An 18,929-nucleotide genomic window follows, 5' to 3' on the forward strand; every position below is an offset into this window, starting at 1 on the left:
ATTACAAATTTCCACTTCCTTTTAAAATTACCATACCGGTTCCTGTTTATCAAAATTACAGTCTCCGGCACGCAGTGAAATCGACTTACCAACGGATGACCATTTAGTGCAAAATAGATGGATGTTACAGTCGTTTACTCCGATTTATTAATAGATTAAGAGAGAGGAGGTGTGGAAAAAATGACAGTAACTTTTTTTAATTTGATTACAAACGGGGATTTCGAAACGGGAAATCCATCACCATGGGCCGTTTACGCGAGTTCAGTGGTGAATTCAGTTCAGAAGTCGGGGCAATACGCCATGCAGCTGACCGGTGGACTGGTGGGAGCGGGAATCTTACAGGCTTCTGTTGCAGAACCGGGAGCAAGCTATTCCGTTTCTGCTTCTTTTGCCAAACAAAGTGGTCAAGTCAGTCCGCAGGTTAATTTATCCGTTATTTATTATGATGCGTCCTACACATTCATTTCGGCAGGCTACTCCGAGGTCATTCTTTCCGGCACCTTGCCCGATGCTTCCGAAGGCAATTGGAAAACCCTTCATGCAGTGACCGATCCGGTTCCGGTTAATGCATTCTATGCTACCGTTCTGATTACGCTGACTCCATTAGCCGGCTCGTCGGATGTTGTGGTCGATGAGGTCGTTCTTACAAGAGCAGAGGCAACGGGTATTACCGGGCCAGCAGGTGCTCCGGGTCCTACCGGTGCTGACGGTGCAACAGGTCCAACTGGTGCAACCGGTGCGCAAGGTGACACAGGTCCGGCGGGCCCGACCGGTGGGGCGACAGGCGATACGGGAGCCACTGGACCAACAGGACCGACGGGAGCCACAGGAGCTGATGGAGCGACAGGTGCTACGGGAGCTGATGGAGCGACAGGCGCAACGGGAGCTACAGGAGCTGACGGAGCGACAGGCGCTACCGGAGCTGATGGAGCAACAGGTGCAACGGGAGCTGATGGAGCAACAGGTGCAACGGGAGCTGATGGAGCAACAGGTGCCACGGGAGCCGACGGAGCGACAGGCTCTACCGGAGCCGACGGAGCGACAGGTGCTACCGGAGCCGACGGAGCGACAGGTGCCACAGGAGCTGATGGAGCGACAGGCGCTACAGGAGCTGACGGAGCGACGGGCGCAACGGGAGCTGATGGAGCGACAGGCCCTACGGGAGCCAATGGAGCGACGGGTGCTACAGGAGCTGATGGAGCGACAGGTGCAACGGGAGCCGATGGAGCGACAGGCCCTACGGGTGCCACAGGAGCTGACGGAGCAACAGGCCCTACGGGAGCTGACGGAGCGACAGGCCCTACGGGAGCTGACGGAGCGACAGGTGCCACAGGAGCTGATGGCGCAACAGGCCCTACCGGAGCCGATGGAGCGACGGGTGCTACAGGAGCTGATGGAGCAACGGGTGCCACAGGAGCTGACGGAGCGACAGGCGCAACGGGAGCTGACGGAGCGACAGGTGCCACAGGAGCCGATGGAGCGACAGGTGCCACGGGAGCTGACGGAGCGACAGGCCCTACGGGAGCTGATGGAGCAACAGGCCCTACGGGAGCCGATGGAGAAACAGGCGTCACAGGAGCTGATGGAGCGACAGGTGCTACCGGAGCTGATGGAGCGACAGGTGCTACCGGAGCTGATGGAGCGACAGGTGCTGCCGGAGCTGATGGAACGACAGGTGCTACCGGAGCTGATGGAGCGACAGGTGCTACCGGAGCTGATGGAGCGACAGGTGCCACGGGAGCCGACGGAGCGACAGGTGCTACCGGAGCTGACGGAGCGACAGGTGCAACGGGAGCCGATGGAGCGACAGGCGCTACAGGAGCTGATGGAGCAACAGGCGCTACGGGAGCTGACGGAGCGACAGGTGCCACAGGAGCCGATGGAGCGACAGGAGCAACGGGAGCTGACGGAGCGACAGGTGCAACAGGAGCCGATGGAGCGACAGGTGCCACAGGAGCCGATGGAGCAACAGGTGCCACAGGAGCTGACGGAGCAACAGGCCCTACGGGAGCCGATGGAGCAACAGGTGCCACGGGAACCGATGGAGCAACAGGTGCAACGGGAGCTGATGGAGCAACAGGAGCTACGGGAACCGATGGAGCAACAGGTGCCACGGGAGCCGATGGAGCGACAGGTGCAACAGGAGCTGATGGAGCGACAGGCGCTACCGGAGCCGATGGAGCGACAGGCCCTACGGGAGCCGATGGAGCGACAGGTGCTACAGGAGCTAATGGAGCAACAGGCGCAACGGGAGCTGACGGAGCGACAGGCCCTACGGGAGCTGACGGAGCAACAGGTGCTACAGGAGCTGACGGAGCAACAGGCCCTACGGGAGCCGATGGAGCGACAGGCGTAACAGGTGCCACAGGGGCCGATGGAGCGACAGGAGCAACGGGAGCTGACGGAGCGACAGGTGCTACCGGAGCCACCGGGACAGGACTTTCTGCATTTGCCAGCCGTTCGAATACAGGTGGAACAACTATTACGGCGGGCGGAACAGTTCCGTTCAACACGCCGGGAGTACTATTTGGAACGGATATAACGCCAAGTCCGACAACACCGACTACAACGTTTGTTATCAACACCCCCGGCTATTACCGGGTAAGTTTCAATGTGTACACCGGCACACTTAGTCTCCTTTCTTCGGTGTCTGCCAACTTCACCGGGACAGCTATTCCTCAACCGAGCAGTTCTGTGTTCTCGCTCTTGATTGCCGGCGGCGTTATTACGGGAGATCTTCTGTTCCAGGCTACTACGCCGGGCAATTTGACCCTGAACGTTTCAGGTCTTACGTTGACGCTGAGCGGTGCCGGTACGAATGCCGAAATCATCATCGAGAAGCTGGACTAATCTTATAAGTTTCATGTTTCCCCTCTGCCTTGAGCTTAGGGGACTTTTTTTGCCCCCATTCCTGCAAAAATCCCCTGAAAGCAAACGGTTCTGACACCGGATTGCGCTTCAGGGGATTGCTTCATTTTATTTGGATTCACCGAGCAAATAATTGTAGAACGGCCCGTCTACCCAGAATTTATAGGATTCTACCTCGGAATGCGGGCTGATTTTTTTTAACCCTGCAGCTATAGCCTCGGATTGATCGTTCAATGAGAATGACTGGACGTAGTGATGTCCTTTCGTAATTTTGTTGTTCGTTATGACCTCATAGTCAGCCACTTCCGTTCTGGAATAGTAAAGCGGCTGCCACCAGGAATGAGCGATGAGGCCGGTCTGATCCTCTCTGTCTTTTTTGGCGTATTGAAGGACAATGTCTTGAAAACGGGCTTTCTGTCCGGCCGTCACGAATTCCAAGGACAGATCATATTCCTTCGCGTAGGCGATGAAGTTGCCGTTCTTAATCTGCACGACTTTGTAGTCATCGGTTTGTACAGGTTCTCCCCATTCTTTCAAATAAATAAAGGCGGATGTTTTCGGCTCCAGCTGTACCTTGGCATCGATTCCTTCGCTTCGAAGAAGGCCGATGAGCTGCAGGGCATGGTCAATTTCACTGTGGCCGTAGGTAAGAGTGCGCTGTTTCTCGAAGTTTGGAGTGAACCGGTCGTCTTTTATGTTGTAGCCGGTAATGAGACCTGCTTGGAGAGCTTGATCGGCGGTATCCTGCAGTTCAGGCTGCTGGACAAGGCTCTGGTATCTCCAGGCGTCCCGGACGATACGTGTGATATCCGGATCAGACACACTGCCCAGGTAGTGCTTGTACAATCCTTTAGTCTCCAGCACCTTGCCGAGTACAAGGATTCCGAATGAAGCGGAGGCGGGCTTGTTTAATTCAAAATCGTTATGGAGACTCTCGGGCAGCAAACCCGTATCTACGGCCGCTGCTAATTCCTGCGCCGCTTGAGGGGTAAGTCCCCGGGCAGGAGCTTCGCCGGGCTGAATCTTGGCAAGAGCTTTGGCGGCTTTATCCGCCGGGTATGTATACGCCAGTTCCTTCAGGCCGGCAGCTTTAACCGCGATATACAGCGCAGTGCCTTGTGTCAGAGGCTGGTCTTGATTCAGTATATCCGAGGTTAGAATGCCGCTTTCGTACAGGGCGAGTGCAGGCTTGTAGACCGAGGAAGTCACGCTGATATCCTGGAATGGGTTAGCGATGCCGCTGGACTGTAGACCGAGTACGCCGGCTACTGCCAAGATGAAATCTCCTTTGGTAGGAGAGGGCGGCAGCGAGTAACCGAACTGATCCTTAATAAACTGCTGATAGTCATCAGCAGACTGGGGGGCAGCGGCCGGAGGCGGTACCTGACTTGCCTGCACCGGTCCTGCAGACCATAAGGAGAGAAGCAGTGCCCCCGTTACAGCCAGAGTGCCGATTCGGGATAAACGAGTACGCGAGATTAAGTGCATAGAAATGTCATCCTTTCAGATACCAATTTAATCCTATGAGAAAAGTAGGAAATTAAAAGGATGTTATCACCCTTTAAAGTAGCTGTCAATAGAAGGGATGCCTAACTTGACTTGTCCATTTTCATTCGGGTAAGCTAAAAATATCATCGTAAGAATTAAAGTGAGGCGGTAGAATCGTGAGTGAAGTGAAATCGGGTTTGTTATATTCCAAAGATCATGAGTGGGTAGAGGTGTTGTCCGATACGCAGGTGCGCGTAGGAATGACTCCTTTTGCACAGGAACAGCTGGGAGATATCGTGTTCGTGGAGCTTCCCAAAGTAGGCGCTCCGGTCAAGGCGGACGACATGCTGGGCAGTGTAGAATCGGTCAAAACCGTTTCCGACCTGATCTCACCGGTCATCGGTATCGTAGCGGAGACGAACGGTGCGCTGGAAGACTCTCCGGAGCTCGTCAACAGCGAGCCGTATGGGGCGGGATGGGTTGCCGTTATTGACATTACAGGCAAGGAAGCCATTCAATCGCTGATGACAGCGGAGCAGTACAAAGCCTACATTTCGTCGGAATCCTAAGCGAACCGCAGCAGCAAATCGGCACATTCGTGCGTTAAAGGCATCTTGTCAGGGGAGTAACCGGCAGGATGCCTTTTTCAATGGAGCCAGGCACAGTATAATCCCGCCAGTTCAAAAAGCCTGTGCACCCTTTTCTTCTCAGAAGGGCTCACAGGCTTTTGCACATTAACAAGGGCTAGTTATCTGAACAGCTCCAGCAAAATGCGGTAAGCTTTATCGCTATCCGACTTGTTCTGCTGAGCCAGCAGCTCCAGAATACGCATGGCGGTATCTTTGCTGCTCTGCTGGTACATCGTTTCCTCATAGGTAAATAGTTCTTGTACCGTGGTATCCAGCGCATGAGCGATTTTGTAAAGAGTCTCTACCGTTACATTCTTAGTACCGCGTTCGATTGCGGCGACATAGGAATAAGAAGTCTGCATCGCCTCCGCAAGCTGCTCCTGGGTGTATCCCTTTTCGGCCCGCAAACTTTTAATTCTAGCCCCAAGCATCTTTAAGAACTCATTCTGTTTATCCATCTGCCCACGCTCCTACTACCAGTGTAGACAAATAAATACGGTCACAACATGTTCTTATAAGATAATTTATGACGTTATTTACTCTAAAAGATGCAAACTATATACTGGTGTCAGGGGTTAAAAGTAGGAGATGATCGCCCTGCGGAATTTTAAATTTTTGCGAAAAGCAGCCCAATCTGTCGGTAACGCATTTCTAACGTTATTCCTGCTGTTCTTTCTGGTCTGTATCGTACTGGAAATCTTGTATTTGTATACGATTTTCACCCGGTTGTTTAAATGAGCAGGCTGATTTATAATCCCGCCGATCGCTGCAGCCGCTGTGCAATTTTCATGCTTCGGCAGAAATGCCGGGTGCAAACTCCTCAGGAAGCTCCTCAAGGTCCGGAATCGGCCCGCTGTTCTCTGGAATTCCTTCTATCACTTCAAGAGGCTGCCCGCTTTCGGGATCATTTCCATTCCAAATGTAGCGAATATCTTTGTAATCCGTCTCACTGAATGTATAAAGCCTAAGATACAGTCCCTGGGGCTTCGAATTTGCGCGTGGCATCGAACTTGCTGTTGCTCAAATTCGGAATCGGCAGCCTTTTGGTTACCTCTACACCCGCTGCGACTTCAAGCGCTTTGGCGTAAGCGACGACATGAATGCTGCCGCGGACGAGCAGACAACCGAGCAGACAGCCGATCATTTCCCGGGCGAATAAGTTTCCGAAGCGGCGGGCGGGCCGGCTGTTAGATGGCGTAAAGGTAGAGAAATCCGCGAATGATGCAGAATAATCCTCTCTGTCGTTTGGGACCGGCAGATTTTGGATTAATACAGAGAGAGAAAGTTTGCAGAGGGGAAGATCAGATGAAGATGAGACGCAAGTGGGGGGCGGCTGCAACGGCTGCAGTAATCTGTATGATGATGACAACAGGCTGCAATTCGGGGGAAGGACTGGACGGGCAGGCGGCATCTACACCGGCTCCGATTCAAACACCTGCCGGCCAAGAAAAGGGGAAGGTCGATTACAAAGTTGCTGATTCGAAAGGAAACTCGGAAAATCAGGGCAATCCGGAAGTAACGTTCAGCGGGGACGCAGAATTTACGGCGGATTCAGTCGTTGTGAAAGGAAAGAGTAACCTTCTTCCGACAGCCATCGTGCGTATTTATATGGAGGCGGCGAATCATACCGTCATTGGCTATAGCGATACGGTGAAAGTTGGAGAGGATGGCAGTTTTGAAACGAAGCTCAAAAAGCCTGATTTTAAAGATGTGCTGAAAATTCATGTGGAATTTAAGCCGGATCTCCAAGGCGCCGCGCTGGAACCTGTATATGGCAAGAAAGGGGAGAAGCTCATAGGGTCTCTCGTGTATATAACGGGCAGCGGGGAGCAGACGGAGAAGGTTGCAAGGATAACCGCTGTAGTGGATAACAAGGACAAGGAACCGTCAGGTAAAATCGCATTGGAACAACCAAAGTGGAATAAACCCGCCGACTACGGACAGTCCGCCGTGTGGATCAAGCCCGAATTAACACAGGACGATAAGTATGTGTACATCAAGGGCACGAGTAATCTGCTTGAGGGCAGCAAATTAAGCGGGGATATAGAAATTCCGAATCACTGGACGAGTGGCTATGCCCGCCATACCAAGGTGAGTCCGGATGGCTCTTTTGAACTTGTGCTCCAGAAGCCGAAGGAGAAAAGTAAATATTCCGTCGTGCTTACTTCCAAAGTGGAGAAGGACAGCTGGAAAATGCTTCAGGATACGTATGGCGCAGAGGGAGAGAAGTTCCAGGGTGATTTGGTCAAGACCTATGACGACAGCGGGAAATTAAAAAAGAAAGTGGAAGTCAAACTGGAAATAGGCAGTTAAACCGGCTAGAGTTCCCTCTAGATATAGAAGACCTGCAGCCATCAGGAGATGGTGTTTGCGGGTCTTTTACGTTGTTAAGAATAAGGAAGTGTCTGTCAATTGTCACGGCTTTGTTACAAATAGGGCCCAGAAGAGCTATCCCGTTTGCGGAGGCTTACAGGTATAATGAATGTGTTTGGTTATAAGAAAGCAGGACTTTCAGAACGCTTGCGTTTATGTACCGCAGGACACGGACTTTCCGTAATGGGAATGTTTAGGAGGCTTTAATGTGAGAACGACAGTTTCAAAAGGACAAGAAACAAGCCGCCGTTACTTCCATCCTTATATCCGGCTGGCCGTTCTGATGATGATCGCGGTTATGGCGCTGACAGGATGCGGAAGCTCTTCCGGAGGGAACGGGCACGAAGGGCATACCGCCGGAGGCAGTCTGCCCGGAGGGGCGGATGCACTTACGCCTATCGAGGCGGAGGTGAAGCTTCCCCAGGAGCCGGTAAAAGCAGGATCGACGGCTATTGTAGAAGTAATTGTCACTCAGGCAGGCAAACCGGTCGACGATGCCGAGGAGGTTCTTTTCGAAGTATGGAAGGAAGGGACACCGGATGACAAGCATGAGAAAATTAAAGCGGAACCTGGCAAAAACGGTGCTTACACGTTGAAAAAGAAGTTTACGGAGCCGGGAAATTACTCGATTATTTCCCATGTTTCCGCCAGGACTATGCATACGATGCCTAAGGTAGAGCTGAAAGTAGAATAAGATGTGAAAGCAAAAGGGAGGGAATTCGCATGGTCTTCAAGTGGGACGGGCATACACATACGAAGTTTTGTTACCATGGCAATCCGGCCGAAACGCCTCTTTATTTGGAACGTGCCATCGAACGGGGCTTCCAGAGGTACACGATCAGCGAGCACCCGCCGCTGCCGGAGCAGTGGGTAGCCGATCCGGAGCTGATGGCGGAATTGGCTATGCCGCTGGAAGAGCTGCCGGTTTACCTGGCTTACGCGGAAGAGATGAAGAAGCGCTACGAAGAGCGGCTGGAGGTAACAGTCGGTCTTGAAATGGATTATCTGCACGGCCGGGAAGATTTCTCCAATGAATTACTGGGACGCTGCGGCGACCGTCTTGAAGATGTACTCGTTTCTGTGCATTACCTCCCCGGTCGAGGCGGCATCCGCTGTCTGGATTACAAAGCGGATGATTTCCGCGACGGACTGCTTTCTTATTACGGCACGATGGATGCCGTCGTGAACGAGTATTACAACCATGTCGAGCAGGCTATCGAATGGGCGGCCGCGCTTCCGATGCGCAAACGGCTCGGACATGTGCAGCTTATCGAGAAGTTCCGGGAGGCGCTGCCGCCAATCGATCCGGAACTGGTCGAGCGCAGGCTGGCCGGGCTGCTGCCTAAGCTGGAGGCTGCCGGTCTGGGCATCGACGTGAACGTCGCGGGCCTGCGCGTACCGACCTGCGGACAAGCCTATACGCCGCAAGGATTCCTTGAGGCATGCGCAGAGCGCGGTATTCCGCTCGTGTACGGGTCCGACACGCACAAGCCGGAGCATGTAGGGGCGGATTGGGCCTGGTTCGAGGCGGCTGTGGGCGGGCTAAAGCGCTAAGCCCCGGCCGGGCCGCCTCCCTGAGCTGCCGCCGCACCCCGAAAAACCTTCAACTCCACCGGATTGTCCGGGGGTTGAAGGTTCTTTGTTCTGCCCCGCTGGATTAGGAAGCTACATCAGGAGCACTAGCGTCAGCAGGTCGAACAAAGCAAGCGTAAGGATGGCGTCATTGTAGCCGGGGTTTCCGAAAGGCGGGAAGAAGGCCCTTGTTTCGAGCTCCGGCCCGGATTCCCGTCCACCGCCGCAGCCGCAGCTTTTTTGGGCTCCGGCATATCCTCCGCTAATTCCCTGTCCGTAACCGGGCTGTCCCTGCAGTTGTACGTGCTGCCCATGGCTGTGTTCTCCTTGCCCGTAGACCGGATAGCCGGGGACCCGGATCTGAACATAATGGAGGTCCACATGAATAAGAGTACCCTCCCACGTTTGACCTGATTTGGTTTGTACCCGAACATAGCGGTTCATGTAGCTTTGACACAGTGAATGCAGATCTTTGGTATGCATAAATTATTCCCTCCGGTTCATTTCTTCTCTTCTCGCTGTAGTATATGTACAGATGCCTTGCCGGGCGTGGGCTGTTGTCTGTTATGGGCGCTGTGCTGCGAGGATAGGGAAAGCACATGCGGGCGGCAGCCCCATACAATACATATAGGACGAATGAGTTATGAAGGAGGCACACGAAATTGGCGATTATTAAAACGAACTCCGAACAGACGAAATTGCTAGCCCGGTTAATGCGTGCGGAGGCTGAAGGAGAAGGGGAACTGGGTATGCTGATGGTCGGTAACGTGGGGGTCAACCGGGTACTGGCTAACTGTCTTGATTTTAAAAACATCCGTAATCTTCAACAAATGGTCTATCAGCGCCCCGGCGGTTTTGAAGCCACGATTAAAGGCTACTTCTATCAGGCGGCAAGAGACCGGGATATCCGCCTGGCCAGACGGGCGATTAACGGGGAACGGACACATCCCGCACGGAATTCCCTCTGGTTCTTCCGGCCGGAAGGCGGCTGCCCTCCTACCTGGTACGATCAGGCGAATTCGGGCCGTTTCAAGAATCATTGCTTCTTCTCGCCGACGGTGGAAGACTGTCCGGCTGTTTTTAATTATTAGTTCGCTTTGCCGGGTTTTTTCTACATTGCAGCTTTACTTGGTGGCACAGACATCATGGCTGATGAAGGACCGTTCGAGACGAACGGTCCTTTGCCGTTTGCCGGGCTGTCCGCGGGCAGCCGGTTTTAGCTGTCCGTCGCTCATTGCTGTAGTACCCGGATACTCTCTTGTGGTAAAATAACACAGACAGGCCCTTAACAAGCGGCTAAGGAACAAGAACGGATTCGGAGGAGATCAGATGTTACTCGAAGTCATTGCAACAACAGTCGGAGATGCCAAGGCAGCCGAGGCGGCCGGAGCGGACAGGCTGGAGCTGGTTACCGGAATGAAAGAAGGCGGTTTAACGCCAAGCGCCGGATTAATCGAAGGAACGGTGAACAGCGTGCGGATCCCGGCAGCGGTCATGGTCAGACCGCACAGCAAATCGTTCGTGTACGATCCGGATGATGTCCGTGCGATGTTGAGGGATATCCGGATGATCCGGGAGATCGGTGCGGCGGGCATTGTCATTGGTCCGCTTACCCCAGACCGTCAGATCGATGTGCCGGTGCTGGAAGCCTTGTTGGCGGAAGCGGGTGATATGGAAGTTGTTTTCCACCGCGCTTTTGATGCCGTTCAAGACCAGCTGGCTGCGTACGATTTTCTGTCGGGCTACCGGCAGATCCGCCGTATTCTGACGTCCGGGGGCAAGCCCAGCGCACTGGATGCGGTAGACCGGATGAGAGAATTGGTGGAGATGAGCCGGAATTCTCACATTACGATCCTGGCCGGCAGCGGACTTGGCGCAGCTTCACTCGCCACTTTTATAAGCGGGACGGGTGTGAAGGAAGTGCATTTCGGCAGTGCGGTCCGTGGGCCCAAAGGTGTAGAAGATGAGATTGATCCCGGCAAAATCAAGGAGCTGCGTGAGATTCTGGCCCCGTTCTCATAAGGAGACGGGCTGTTTTCTCCAAGAGGAGCAGGCGACTGGTTTTCGTCTTCTTTTGGGAAAAACCGGTGCAAGGGACATCTGAAATGAAGACCTGTAATGAAGTTCTATAATGAAGATCTGTAATGAACATCTGTAATGAACATCTGTAATGAACATCAAAAAGACTATCTCACGGGGATGAGATAGTCTTTTTGAGCTATTTGATCAGGCTTCGCGCATAATGGGATGTCCAACTGCTGCCGGAAGACCGGGTGCAGCGTTAGTTTCGCACAACTTATGACTGGAAATTTGTGTATGCCGCTAACAGGCTGACTGTAAGGAGCAGTGCTCTAAAGGCGTACTTGTAAACTCGGGTCTGCGCATTAGACATAATAAATATCTCCTCCTCGCTTTATTCTTTTTCATTATACAATAAACCAAGGAACACAATTGTAAACATTCTGTAATGATTTTAATTAGCGGCCCTTCATTTTCTTCAGCTCGGACAGGGGATAGAATGTCCCCCTCCAGTAGACACCGCCTTGCCTCAGCGTCAAACCAACCGAACGCAGCAGCACATACACGAGCATGACGGCACTGATCGGAATAACCAGTGCGTCAGTCGAAGGCTTGCCGGATACCAGGCGGACCTGCTTCAGATAAAGCCGGATCGTGATCAGCACGGACAGCAGATGTACCAGGCTTCGCCAGTCTCCGTGCAGCAGCATCCCGATCCAGGGGAAGGTGAACAGCAGCAGCTGGCCTGCTCCGGCCGCTGCCGCCAGGAGAGTATGATAGCCGAATCCGGAGAAGAAGTTCTTCTCCAGCCCGCGGACTGCGCTGTGCATATCGGGGTACCATTCCAGCTGCAGCAGGCCGCGGCTGGAGGCCAGGCGCTGGCGGTGCCCGTCCCGCTTAACGGAAGCGCCGAGCTGCAGGTCATCATCCGGACGAAGTGCTATGGCCTTGTGCGTCCCGATAGCTTCGTAGGTTTGCCGCCGGATGAGATTGAACGCACCGATGCCCATCCCGCCGCTAGTCAGATCATCGCGGTTCACGCGCCAGGGGCGTGTGAACAAGGTCATGGAGAAGAGGAAATGATGGATAAAGCTTCGCAGCCAGAATGTCCGGGTCGTCATTGTTGGTGTAAGTGTCAGGTGGTCGGCCTGCTCCAGCCGGGCATAATGGATGGCGTCCCGCACAGTCTCAGGACGGAAGCGGATGTCGGCATCTGTGAACAGCAGCCATTGGCCGCGTGCCTGTAAATATCCTTGATACAAGGCATGATTTTTACCGAGCCAGCCCGCGGGAAGCGCAGTAATATGAATGATTCTCAGAGGAATGCGGATCTCTTCGCGTGTCTGCGACCATTTCTTTAATTCCTCCAAAGTACTTCCGGTCGCATCCTGAGAACGGTCGTTAACCACGATCAGCTCCAGCCGGGGATAGTCTTGGGCGAGCAAGTGGCGGACCGTATCCCGGATCGTGCTTTCTTCTTCTTTAGCGGCGATAATAACGGAAACAAGCGGTAAAGGATCAGATAGCGGACCGGACGGCGGAAGTTCCCGGAGGAGCTTCATTCCGCGGAGATATTCTGCTAACGTGATGAGCCAGTACAGCAGGATTAGAAGTGCGGCAATTCCCGCTATGGACATACACAGCCTCCTTGTGGAACAATATGAGTAGATCAGGCATAGACGCGTGTTTTTCTAACGAATGAAATCCAAAAAATTGAGCCGGGACTCTGATTCTAGAACGTTTACAAACCTAATGATTCATACTTTCAATAAATTTTTATGTAAAGGAGGCTAGGGCAGCATGGATAAACTCCGCTTGCCTTCCGCAGCAGGCTACTGGAAGAAGGTGGCCGGAAGACAGCTGGCCGCCTTCTTGACGGAGCTTCGCGAAGCAGAAGGGGATGCTTCGCACTGGGTGTTCGTGTGCATCGGCACCGATCGTTCCACCGGCGATGCACTCGGCCCCCTCGTCGGCACGATGCTCGCCGAATCGGGATACTCGGTCATCGGCACGCTGGAGCATCCGTGCGATGCGAGCAACTTGACGCAGCGCCTTGCCGAGATTCCGCCGGGATCGGTAGTGATCGGTGTCGACGCATGCCTGGGACAGCCTTCTTCTGTCGGGCTGTATCAGGTGTCGAACCGGCCGATCTTCCCCGGCAAATCCATGGGCAAGGAGCTGCCGGTGGTCGGCGATTACACGATTGCGGCAGTCGTCAACGCAGATGGTCCGCGGCAATATGCGGTCCTCCAAACGACATCGCTCCATCGTGTAATGGGCATGGCCCGTGAAATCGCTGCAGCCGTCCAGGCTGTATTTCCCCGGGAGATATAACCCGGGCAGGCAAGATCACCACGCGTGTGTTTGTCCCGCCGGCCTGTTATCATTATACATGTGCGGTATCAGCGTTGCGAAGCCCGCGCTTTCTGGATACGTCCGCTTTTGCGGTCCGCCAGGGAAGCGGGTTTGTTTGTTTTGAAGTCATGCGGAGCAGTTGCGGCACTAGTCCGTTATCCGCATCGTGCAAGGCTTGCCATGCATGATGCGGCCCGTTGAACAAGGGGAATAAATTAGCGCCTCGCATTTGGATCAAAAGAAGAATAATTCGGGGAGATGAACCATAAAGATGAGAAACGGTTTTGGCGGAGGTTTGCAGGCGGGGGGCCGCATGCGGAAAGCGGGCATCAAGGATGTGTCGCTTCGCCGCATTCTGAGTCTGTTCGCTCCTTATAAAGGACAGCTTACCGTGATTGTGCTGCTGGCACTCGGGGGCGCGGTAATCGGATTGGTTCCCCCCCTGATCATGAAGGAAATTATCGATACGGCCATTCCGCAGCAGAGTGTCCGGCTGCTCGCTTATCTGGCCGGTCTGCTGGTGGCCTTGCCGCTGGTCAGCGGGATGCTCGGGGTTGCGCAGAATCACCTCAACACCAAAGTCGCCCAAGGTGTAATGAGGGATTTGAGAATGTCTCTTTTTCAAAATCTCCAGCGGCAGTCGATGTCGTTCTTTACCGCTTCAAGATCCGGAGAAGTTGTCCAGCGTCTGACAGAGGACATCCAGGCTGTCCAGTCCGTCGTTACGAGCCTTGTCGTCTCGACGCTTACACAAATTGTGATTGTATTCACAACCATCGGGATCTTATTTGCGCTGGATTGGCGCCTGGCCATCGTCGCTTTAATCATTCTGCCGGCTTTTGTACTGCCGGTGCGCAAGGTAGCGGGCGTCAGGAAGCGCCTTCGCACAGAGACGCAGAAGGTAAGGGCGGATATGTCCGCCCAGCTTGCGGAAATATTCGGTGTTTCCGGCGCGATGCTGACCCGTATTTTTACCCGTGAGCAGCAGCAGGAACAAAAATTCGGCGCGATGAACCAGCAGGTGATGGATCTGGAGCTGAGGCTCAATCTGATCGGCCGGTGGTATATGATGTTTCTCGGTGTGCTTGGTCCGCTCGGCACAGCCATTATTTATATCTACGGGGGTTATTCGGTCATACAAGGAACCATGACGATCGGGGCGATTGTTGCATTTGCTGCTTATCTGGGCCGGTTGTACAGTCCGGTAGGGACGCTCCTTAACCTTCATGTCGAGGTTGGAACGGCTTTAGGCGTCTTTCAGCGTATCTTTGAATACCAGGACAGGAAGCCGGAAGTAGTGGATGAGGCCGGGGGCCGGGAGCTTCCGCCGATTCGCGGAGCCATTGCCGTACGGGATGTTTCATTCGCCTATTCGCAGGGTAATGACGTTTTATCCGCGATTTCCTTCGAGGCCCAAGCAGGTGAAGTAATTGCTTTGGTTGGTCCGAGCGGAGCCGGTAAATCTACGTTGATAGGTTTAATGGCGAGGCTCCATGACCCGACGAAGGGAACGATAGAGATAGACGGGTTTGATGTGAAAAAGGTTAGCTTAGAGTCGCTCCGGCGTCAGATCGCTTACGTGACACAAGAGTCCTTCTTGTTTCACGCTACCGTACGTGATAACCTGCTTTTCGCTAAAGAGGATGCAACCGAGGACGAACTCGATGATGCATGCCGCAAAGCGTACATTTACGAGTTTGTCCAGTCTTTGCCCCATGGCTATGACAACATGGTAGGCGAGCGCGGCCATCGGCTCTCCGGGGGTGAGCGCCAGCGTCTGGCTATTGCGAGAGCTCTGCTCAAGAATCCCCGTATTCTTATCCTGGATGAGGCCACCTCACATCTTGATTCCGAATCGGAGGCTTACGTGCAAGCCGCACTGGAGCAGCTCATGCGGGAACGTACGACGCTCGTTATTGCACACCGGTTGTCCACGGTTCTTTCGGCAGACCGTATTCTGGTCTTGGAGAAGGGAACCATTGTGGAAAGTGGGACCCATCAGGAAATGCTGGAGCACAATGGACTTTATGCACGTCTGTACAGGACCCAGTTCGCTGACAAGACAGAGAAGACAGACAAGAGCAATGAAATGGACATGATCAATTAACCAATGATACTCAGTTTCGCTGCCTGTTGTTCATGAGTTGGAAGAGTAAGCTGTACGAACACGAATTCGAAGGAGGAATTTTCGAATGAAGGAGTTCAGTAAGACGCTGACGACGACGACTAAGCCTTTCTCTTTTGTGCATAAGACATTAAGTGACTTTGGGTTTGCCAGCACGAATGACCTGGGTGTCCCCAAATACGTAACGACATTCGCTGACTCCCTGACGAAGCGCAATTATAAACTGGCCATACCGACCCGGTCGCTGGATAACGGCCATACGGAGGTAAGGCTCGGCCAGACTAAGTTTGAATCCGAGGAAGAACCGCCTAACCGGATTATAGAAGCGGCAGTCTGCAAAATGAAAGAACTTGCTGATTATTTGCGTCAGCCAGTCAAGCGTCATCAGACGGTACAAACGGCTAACAACGGGTACATGGCTACGCATGCCCGGGATTTGAAGCGTTTGGGTAACGAAATGAAAAAAATGAAAACGAACAGCGAGTTGAAGCAAACCGGACTGATACCTGATCCTATTCAATAGAAGAAGATGGGGAGAAAGCCCCGCTGCGGCGTGGGCTTTTTACGTTACCGCATAGCAGGAGGTCCATGCTCAACCGCTCTATTACAGGAGATTAAGGAGTGAAGGGAAATGACCTTGATTCATCATATTAATTATCAGAATGCGGATAATGAAGTATACTGCTGCCTGCGTAACAAAGTGGTCCGGCTGGACGATTATCAGAAGAACACATTTTGCGGCGGCTGCAAAATGTTTGCCGGATTTGCCGGCGGCAAGGGTGTAGAATGCGAGTGGGACGATATGCGCGAAGTGTCTAACCCTCTGATCGTGCGTGATCCGGTGAAAGAACTGTTCAGCAATCAGGTCCGCAAGCTTGAGCTTGACGATCCTTCAACTATGCTATTTGGAAGCTAACCGGACTGATTTTACAGATTTGAATGAGATATAATAAATCCGACAGTCCCTTAATCAGGGACTGTTTTAGGTTAAATTTGTATAATTATCCGGATATAGTGGCTAATTATACAAAATAATCACAGATTTTAGCTCCTTTTTGCAACATAAACGGAAATTTTCCGTCTAACTTTAAGTAAGAATCTTTGAAAACTAACAGACTATCGACAGAAGGGAAGACTAACATGAATAACGGAATGAAGAAAAGTCTGGCTGTATTGGCAGCAACGATGGTTATGACCAGTGGAGCCGCGTATGCTTTGCCTGTACAAGCGGCGGATACGAAATTGACTGTACAACCTATTTCACAAGCGGTTAAGCAAAGCCTTGCTATTGAGGTAAACAACCAGCGCTTGGATGAGGGCGGTTATCACAAAGCGGGAGCGAAGGAGCCGATGATTCCGCTTCGTGCCGTTACAGAAGCGCTCGGCATGGAATTGACTTGGAATCAGGCGGATTTATCCGTTGATATCAGCAAGAATCAATTGTGGACAAAAGTAACTACAGGCGAGGACCGCTATGTTATCAATAAGCTGTACAAGCCCCTAGGCACAGCGCCTGAGCTTGTTGACAATAAGCTCTATGTGCCGGCCTCTTTTGCAAACGTAATTCTGCACGGCACAGTAAGCTTGGAGGGAGGTACGATTTCAATTCAGCGCGATGACCAGCAGCAACAGGAGCATGTCACAACCAGCGGTGTTGTTACCTCCATCCAGGATGAAGGCGAATATAAGTCCGTACAGATCCAAGGCTCCGGACGTGATGGTATTGTCCTGAATGTCGGCGATGAAACCGTGTTTGAAGCGGCAGATGGAAAGGCGTTAACCCTTGCTGATCTGACGATCGGCGCTGTAGTAAAGGCGGAACATTCTCTTGCTATGACGATGAGTTTGCCACCACAGACCGGCGCTTATAAAATTACGCTAGTTAAGCCGGCTGCCGATAAAGAAATGTTCGGAACAGCGGGTAAGATTGAGGAAGTAAGCACGTCTACCGATGGCTCCGTCAGCATCCGCATCAAGGGTGAAGGCTTAAGCGAGCAGTCCCAGTCTGAGGTTGTTCTTCATCTGTCCGACAAGACAGTGATCGTGAATAGACAAGGCGAAGCAGTTGATAAGAGTGAAGTTGTAGAAGGTGCTGAAGTAATCGGCTTCTATAACGGAATGCTTACCAGAAGCTTGCCGCCAATCGGCCAGGCTTTGCAAATTGTTGTCAAGCAGGCAGAGAAGTAATCGCATAACGGATCTCATCATTCCAGGTCGGTTTGATGCAGACAGCTGGAAGAACCGCCTTCGAATTCATTCGAAAGCGGTTCTTCTTTGTCATGCTTGGACCGCCGGATTCATAAGACTGTGTGCGAAGGACTCTGCTCTTGGCGAATGAGAATTTGTTTCCACCTTCTCAATACGGTAAACTATTTAGAGGACATCTATTCTAACTAAGAAATGAGGCCGCTCCTATGTATATTGCCGTTAACACGATTGAAGTGCCAAATCCGAAGCAAATGGTCGAAATGTTCCGCATGCAAGCACCGAACATGAAAGAGCTGGAAGGATTTCTGGGTTTGGATGTATGGACGGATGAAACTGCCATTAAAGTGATCACGAAATGGGAGAACAAAGAAGCTTTCGAAGCTTATACGCAGAGCGACGTCTTCAAGCGTTCCCACGGCGGGCATGGCGGCAAGGAAATGAAGCCGAAGGCTCAGCTTTCCTATTTCGAAGGTGAAACGCTTATTTAATGGAATAAGCCCCGGAAGGGGCTTTTTTTGCTGCATCTACTTATGAGCGCGGGAGGAACGGATTCATGTTGAGAACAGCAATCGTTGCCGGAGCAACCGGCCTGGTCGGCAGAGAATTAGTCCGGGAACTGCTTCAAGAGCCAGGCTATGAGAAGATCGTGGCTTTGGTGCGGACTCCGCTTCAACTACAGGATGCCAGGCTGGAGCAGATTACAACGGATTGGAGCGAGAAGCATCTGGATTCCGTGCTGGGCAATTTGCTTAAGGATGCGGATCTTTACTGCGCGCTGGGCACCACCATAAAAAAAGCGAAGTCGAAGCAGCAGTTCAGAGTGGTGGATTACGAATATCCGATGCTGCTGGGAAGATTGGCCCGGAAGTATGGAGCCGCACAACTGCTTGTCGTCTCGGCTATGGGAGCGGACCGGAATTCAAGGTTCTTTTATAGTCAGGTAAAAGGAGAGATGGAGAAGGGATTGGCAGAGTCCGGAGTAGGGACTCTTCACTTGTTCAGACCCTCTCTGCTGCTTGGAGAGCGTGAGGAGTTCAGGCTGGGAGAATCGGTGGGGGCAATGCTCAGCAAACCACTGTCTTTTCTGATGGTGGGCAGCTTCCGCAAATACAAGCCGATATCGGCTTCCAAGGTGGCGAGAGCGATGATTACGGCCGCCCGGAGCCAGTCGGCAGGTATACATATCCACGAGTCGGATCAACTGTCAGAATAGGTTTGACTGAAGCTCTTTTCTTTTTGTATCCATATCATAGAAGGCTGTCCCGATTGTGCCGGACGGTCTTTTTGGCGTT

The 18,929-nt window shown here is 52.7% G+C and carries 18 protein-coding genes and 1 pseudogene; 14 read left to right on the forward strand and 5 right to left on the reverse strand.

What is annotated here, in order from left to right:
* Nucleotides 1–180 precede the first annotated feature (180 nt).
* On the forward strand, nt 181–2,850 hold the full coding sequence (locus tag EDM21_RS21050) for an NTTRR-F1 domain (RefSeq protein WP_157338375.1): 2,670 nt from the start codon (nt 181–183) through the stop codon (nt 2,848–2,850).
* 126 nt (nt 2,851–2,976) lie between these two features.
* On the opposite strand, the gene EDM21_RS21055 is transcribed toward EDM21_RS21050, so the two are convergent.
* On the reverse strand, nt 2,977–4,356 hold the full coding sequence (locus EDM21_RS21055; protein WP_157338376.1) for a hypothetical protein: 1,380 nt from the start codon (nt 4,354–4,356) through the stop codon (nt 2,977–2,979).
* A 176-nt stretch (nt 4,357–4,532) separates the two neighbouring features.
* On the opposite strand from EDM21_RS21055, the gene gcvH reads away from it, so the two are divergent.
* Nucleotides 4,533–4,925, forward strand: coding sequence for a glycine cleavage system protein GcvH (gcvH, locus tag EDM21_RS21060; protein WP_166542114.1), 393 nt, complete (start codon nt 4,533–4,535; stop codon nt 4,923–4,925).
* Nucleotides 4,926–5,104: 179 nt separating this feature from the next.
* Here the strand turns inward: gcvH and EDM21_RS21065 are convergent, their stop codons facing one another.
* Together EDM21_RS21065 and EDM21_RS25120 are read right to left on the reverse strand one after the other, a co-directional pair.
* Nucleotides 5,105–5,443 (reverse strand): helix-turn-helix domain-containing protein, encoded by a 339-nt coding sequence (locus EDM21_RS21065; protein ID WP_068777248.1) that lies wholly within the window; start codon nt 5,441–5,443, stop codon nt 5,105–5,107.
* A gap of 290 nt (nt 5,444–5,733) precedes the next feature.
* Nucleotides 5,734–6,138 (reverse strand): annotated as a pseudogene (locus EDM21_RS25120) (manganese catalase family protein); the annotation flags it as partial.
* Nucleotides 6,139–6,290: 152 nt separating this feature from the next.
* Here EDM21_RS25120 and EDM21_RS21075 point away from each other — a divergent pair.
* The 3 genes from EDM21_RS21075 to hisJ all read left to right on the forward strand — a co-directional run bounded on the left by EDM21_RS21075 (nt 6,291) and on the right by hisJ (nt 8,912).
* A complete protein-coding gene (locus tag EDM21_RS21075) occupies nt 6,291–7,298 on the forward strand; it encodes a hypothetical protein (protein ID WP_166542104.1) in 1,008 nt (335 codons plus the stop codon).
* A gap of 268 nt (nt 7,299–7,566) precedes the next feature.
* Nucleotides 7,567–8,052 carry a FixH family protein gene (locus EDM21_RS21080; protein WP_338044030.1) on the forward strand — a complete coding sequence of 162 codons (486 nt, stop codon included), beginning with the start codon at nt 7,567–7,569 and terminating at the stop codon, nt 8,050–8,052.
* Nucleotides 8,053–8,081: 29 nt separating this feature from the next.
* Entirely contained in the window at nt 8,082–8,912 is an 831-nt protein-coding gene (gene hisJ, locus EDM21_RS21085) for a histidinol-phosphatase HisJ (RefSeq protein WP_157338378.1), read from the forward strand.
* Between the two features lie 111 nt (nt 8,913–9,023).
* Here hisJ and EDM21_RS21090 read toward each other — a convergent pair whose 3' ends face one another.
* On the reverse strand, nt 9,024–9,413 hold the full coding sequence (locus EDM21_RS21090; RefSeq protein WP_157338379.1) for a hypothetical protein: 390 nt from the start codon (nt 9,411–9,413) through the stop codon (nt 9,024–9,026).
* 179 nt (nt 9,414–9,592) lie between these two features.
* Between EDM21_RS21090 and EDM21_RS21095 the strand changes: the two genes are divergently transcribed.
* Both EDM21_RS21095 and EDM21_RS21100 read left to right on the forward strand, forming a co-directional pair.
* A complete protein-coding gene (locus EDM21_RS21095) occupies nt 9,593–10,021 on the forward strand; it encodes a cell wall hydrolase (protein WP_235918300.1) in 429 nt (142 codons plus the stop codon).
* A gap of 238 nt (nt 10,022–10,259) precedes the next feature.
* Nucleotides 10,260–10,952: a copper homeostasis protein CutC gene (locus EDM21_RS21100; RefSeq protein WP_157338380.1), complete on the forward strand. Its 693-nt coding sequence runs from the start codon at nt 10,260–10,262 to the stop codon at nt 10,950–10,952.
* Nucleotides 10,953–11,407: 455 nt separating this feature from the next.
* Here EDM21_RS21100 and EDM21_RS21105 read toward each other — a convergent pair whose 3' ends face one another.
* Nucleotides 11,408–12,586, reverse strand: a complete 1,179-nt coding sequence (locus EDM21_RS21105; protein WP_157338381.1) for a glycosyltransferase family 2 protein — start codon at nt 12,584–12,586, stop codon at nt 11,408–11,410.
* A gap of 163 nt (nt 12,587–12,749) precedes the next feature.
* Here EDM21_RS21105 and yyaC point away from each other — a divergent pair, with 163 nt between their 5' ends.
* From yyaC to EDM21_RS21140, 7 genes are all read left to right on the forward strand, one after another.
* Nucleotides 12,750–13,283 (forward strand): spore protease YyaC, encoded by a 534-nt coding sequence (yyaC, locus tag EDM21_RS21110; protein ID WP_157338382.1) that lies wholly within the window; start codon nt 12,750–12,752, stop codon nt 13,281–13,283.
* Between the two features lie 292 nt (nt 13,284–13,575).
* On the forward strand, nt 13,576–15,411 hold the full coding sequence (locus EDM21_RS21115; protein WP_157338383.1) for an ABC transporter ATP-binding protein: 1,836 nt from the start codon (nt 13,576–13,578) through the stop codon (nt 15,409–15,411).
* A gap of 85 nt (nt 15,412–15,496) precedes the next feature.
* On the forward strand, nt 15,497–15,952 hold the full coding sequence (locus EDM21_RS21120; RefSeq protein ID WP_157338384.1) for a hypothetical protein: 456 nt from the start codon (nt 15,497–15,499) through the stop codon (nt 15,950–15,952).
* Nucleotides 15,953–16,060: 108 nt separating this feature from the next.
* Complete coding sequence (locus tag EDM21_RS21125) at nt 16,061–16,345, forward strand: hypothetical protein (protein ID WP_157338385.1); 285 nt, start codon at nt 16,061–16,063, stop codon at nt 16,343–16,345.
* Nucleotides 16,346–16,569: 224 nt separating this feature from the next.
* Nucleotides 16,570–17,616 carry a copper amine oxidase N-terminal domain-containing protein gene (locus tag EDM21_RS21130; protein ID WP_157338386.1) on the forward strand — a complete coding sequence of 349 codons (1,047 nt, stop codon included), beginning with the start codon at nt 16,570–16,572 and terminating at the stop codon, nt 17,614–17,616.
* Nucleotides 17,617–17,843: 227 nt separating this feature from the next.
* The gene (locus EDM21_RS21135; protein WP_068777857.1) at nt 17,844–18,125 is read left to right on the forward strand and encodes an antibiotic biosynthesis monooxygenase family protein; all 282 of its coding nucleotides are present in this window, start codon (nt 17,844–17,846) and stop codon (nt 18,123–18,125) included.
* A gap of 65 nt (nt 18,126–18,190) precedes the next feature.
* Nucleotides 18,191–18,850 carry an NAD(P)H-binding protein gene (locus EDM21_RS21140; protein ID WP_157338387.1) on the forward strand — a complete coding sequence of 220 codons (660 nt, stop codon included), beginning with the start codon at nt 18,191–18,193 and terminating at the stop codon, nt 18,848–18,850.
* Nucleotides 18,851–18,929 lie beyond the last annotated feature (79 nt).

Origin of the sequence: Paenibacillus lutrae, from assembly GCF_009757775.1 — a bacterium.
Lineage (GTDB): Bacteria > Bacillota > Bacilli > Paenibacillales > NBRC-103111 > Paenibacillus_F > Paenibacillus_F lutrae.

Coding starts and splice junctions, on each gene's coding strand:
- EDM21_RS21050 (WP_157338375.1), top strand. CDS start 181: ATGACAGTAACTTTTTTTAATTTGATTACAAACGGGGATTTCGAAACG.
- EDM21_RS21055 (WP_157338376.1), bottom strand. CDS start 4,356: ATGCACTTAATCTCGCGTACTCGTTTATCCCGAATCGGCACTCTGGCT.
- EDM21_RS21065 (WP_068777248.1), bottom strand. CDS start 5,443: ATGGATAAACAGAATGAGTTCTTAAAGATGCTTGGGGCTAGAATTAAA.
- EDM21_RS21075 (WP_166542104.1), top strand. CDS start 6,291: ATGAAGATGAGACGCAAGTGGGGGGCGGCTGCAACGGCTGCAGTAATC.
- hisJ (WP_157338378.1), top strand. CDS start 8,082: ATGGTCTTCAAGTGGGACGGGCATACACATACGAAGTTTTGTTACCAT.
- EDM21_RS21090 (WP_157338379.1), bottom strand. CDS start 9,413: ATGCATACCAAAGATCTGCATTCACTGTGTCAAAGCTACATGAACCGC.
- EDM21_RS21100 (WP_157338380.1), top strand. CDS start 10,260: ATGTTACTCGAAGTCATTGCAACAACAGTCGGAGATGCCAAGGCAGCC.
- EDM21_RS21105 (WP_157338381.1), bottom strand. CDS start 12,586: ATGTCCATAGCGGGAATTGCCGCACTTCTAATCCTGCTGTACTGGCTC.
- yyaC (WP_157338382.1), top strand. CDS start 12,750: ATGGATAAACTCCGCTTGCCTTCCGCAGCAGGCTACTGGAAGAAGGTG.
- EDM21_RS21115 (WP_157338383.1), top strand. CDS start 13,576: ATGAGAAACGGTTTTGGCGGAGGTTTGCAGGCGGGGGGCCGCATGCGG.
- EDM21_RS21120 (WP_157338384.1), top strand. CDS start 15,497: ATGAAGGAGTTCAGTAAGACGCTGACGACGACGACTAAGCCTTTCTCT.
- EDM21_RS21125 (WP_157338385.1), top strand. CDS start 16,061: ATGACCTTGATTCATCATATTAATTATCAGAATGCGGATAATGAAGTA.
- EDM21_RS21130 (WP_157338386.1), top strand. CDS start 16,570: ATGAATAACGGAATGAAGAAAAGTCTGGCTGTATTGGCAGCAACGATG.
- EDM21_RS21135 (WP_068777857.1), top strand. CDS start 17,844: ATGTATATTGCCGTTAACACGATTGAAGTGCCAAATCCGAAGCAAATG.
- EDM21_RS21140 (WP_157338387.1), top strand. CDS start 18,191: ATGTTGAGAACAGCAATCGTTGCCGGAGCAACCGGCCTGGTCGGCAGA.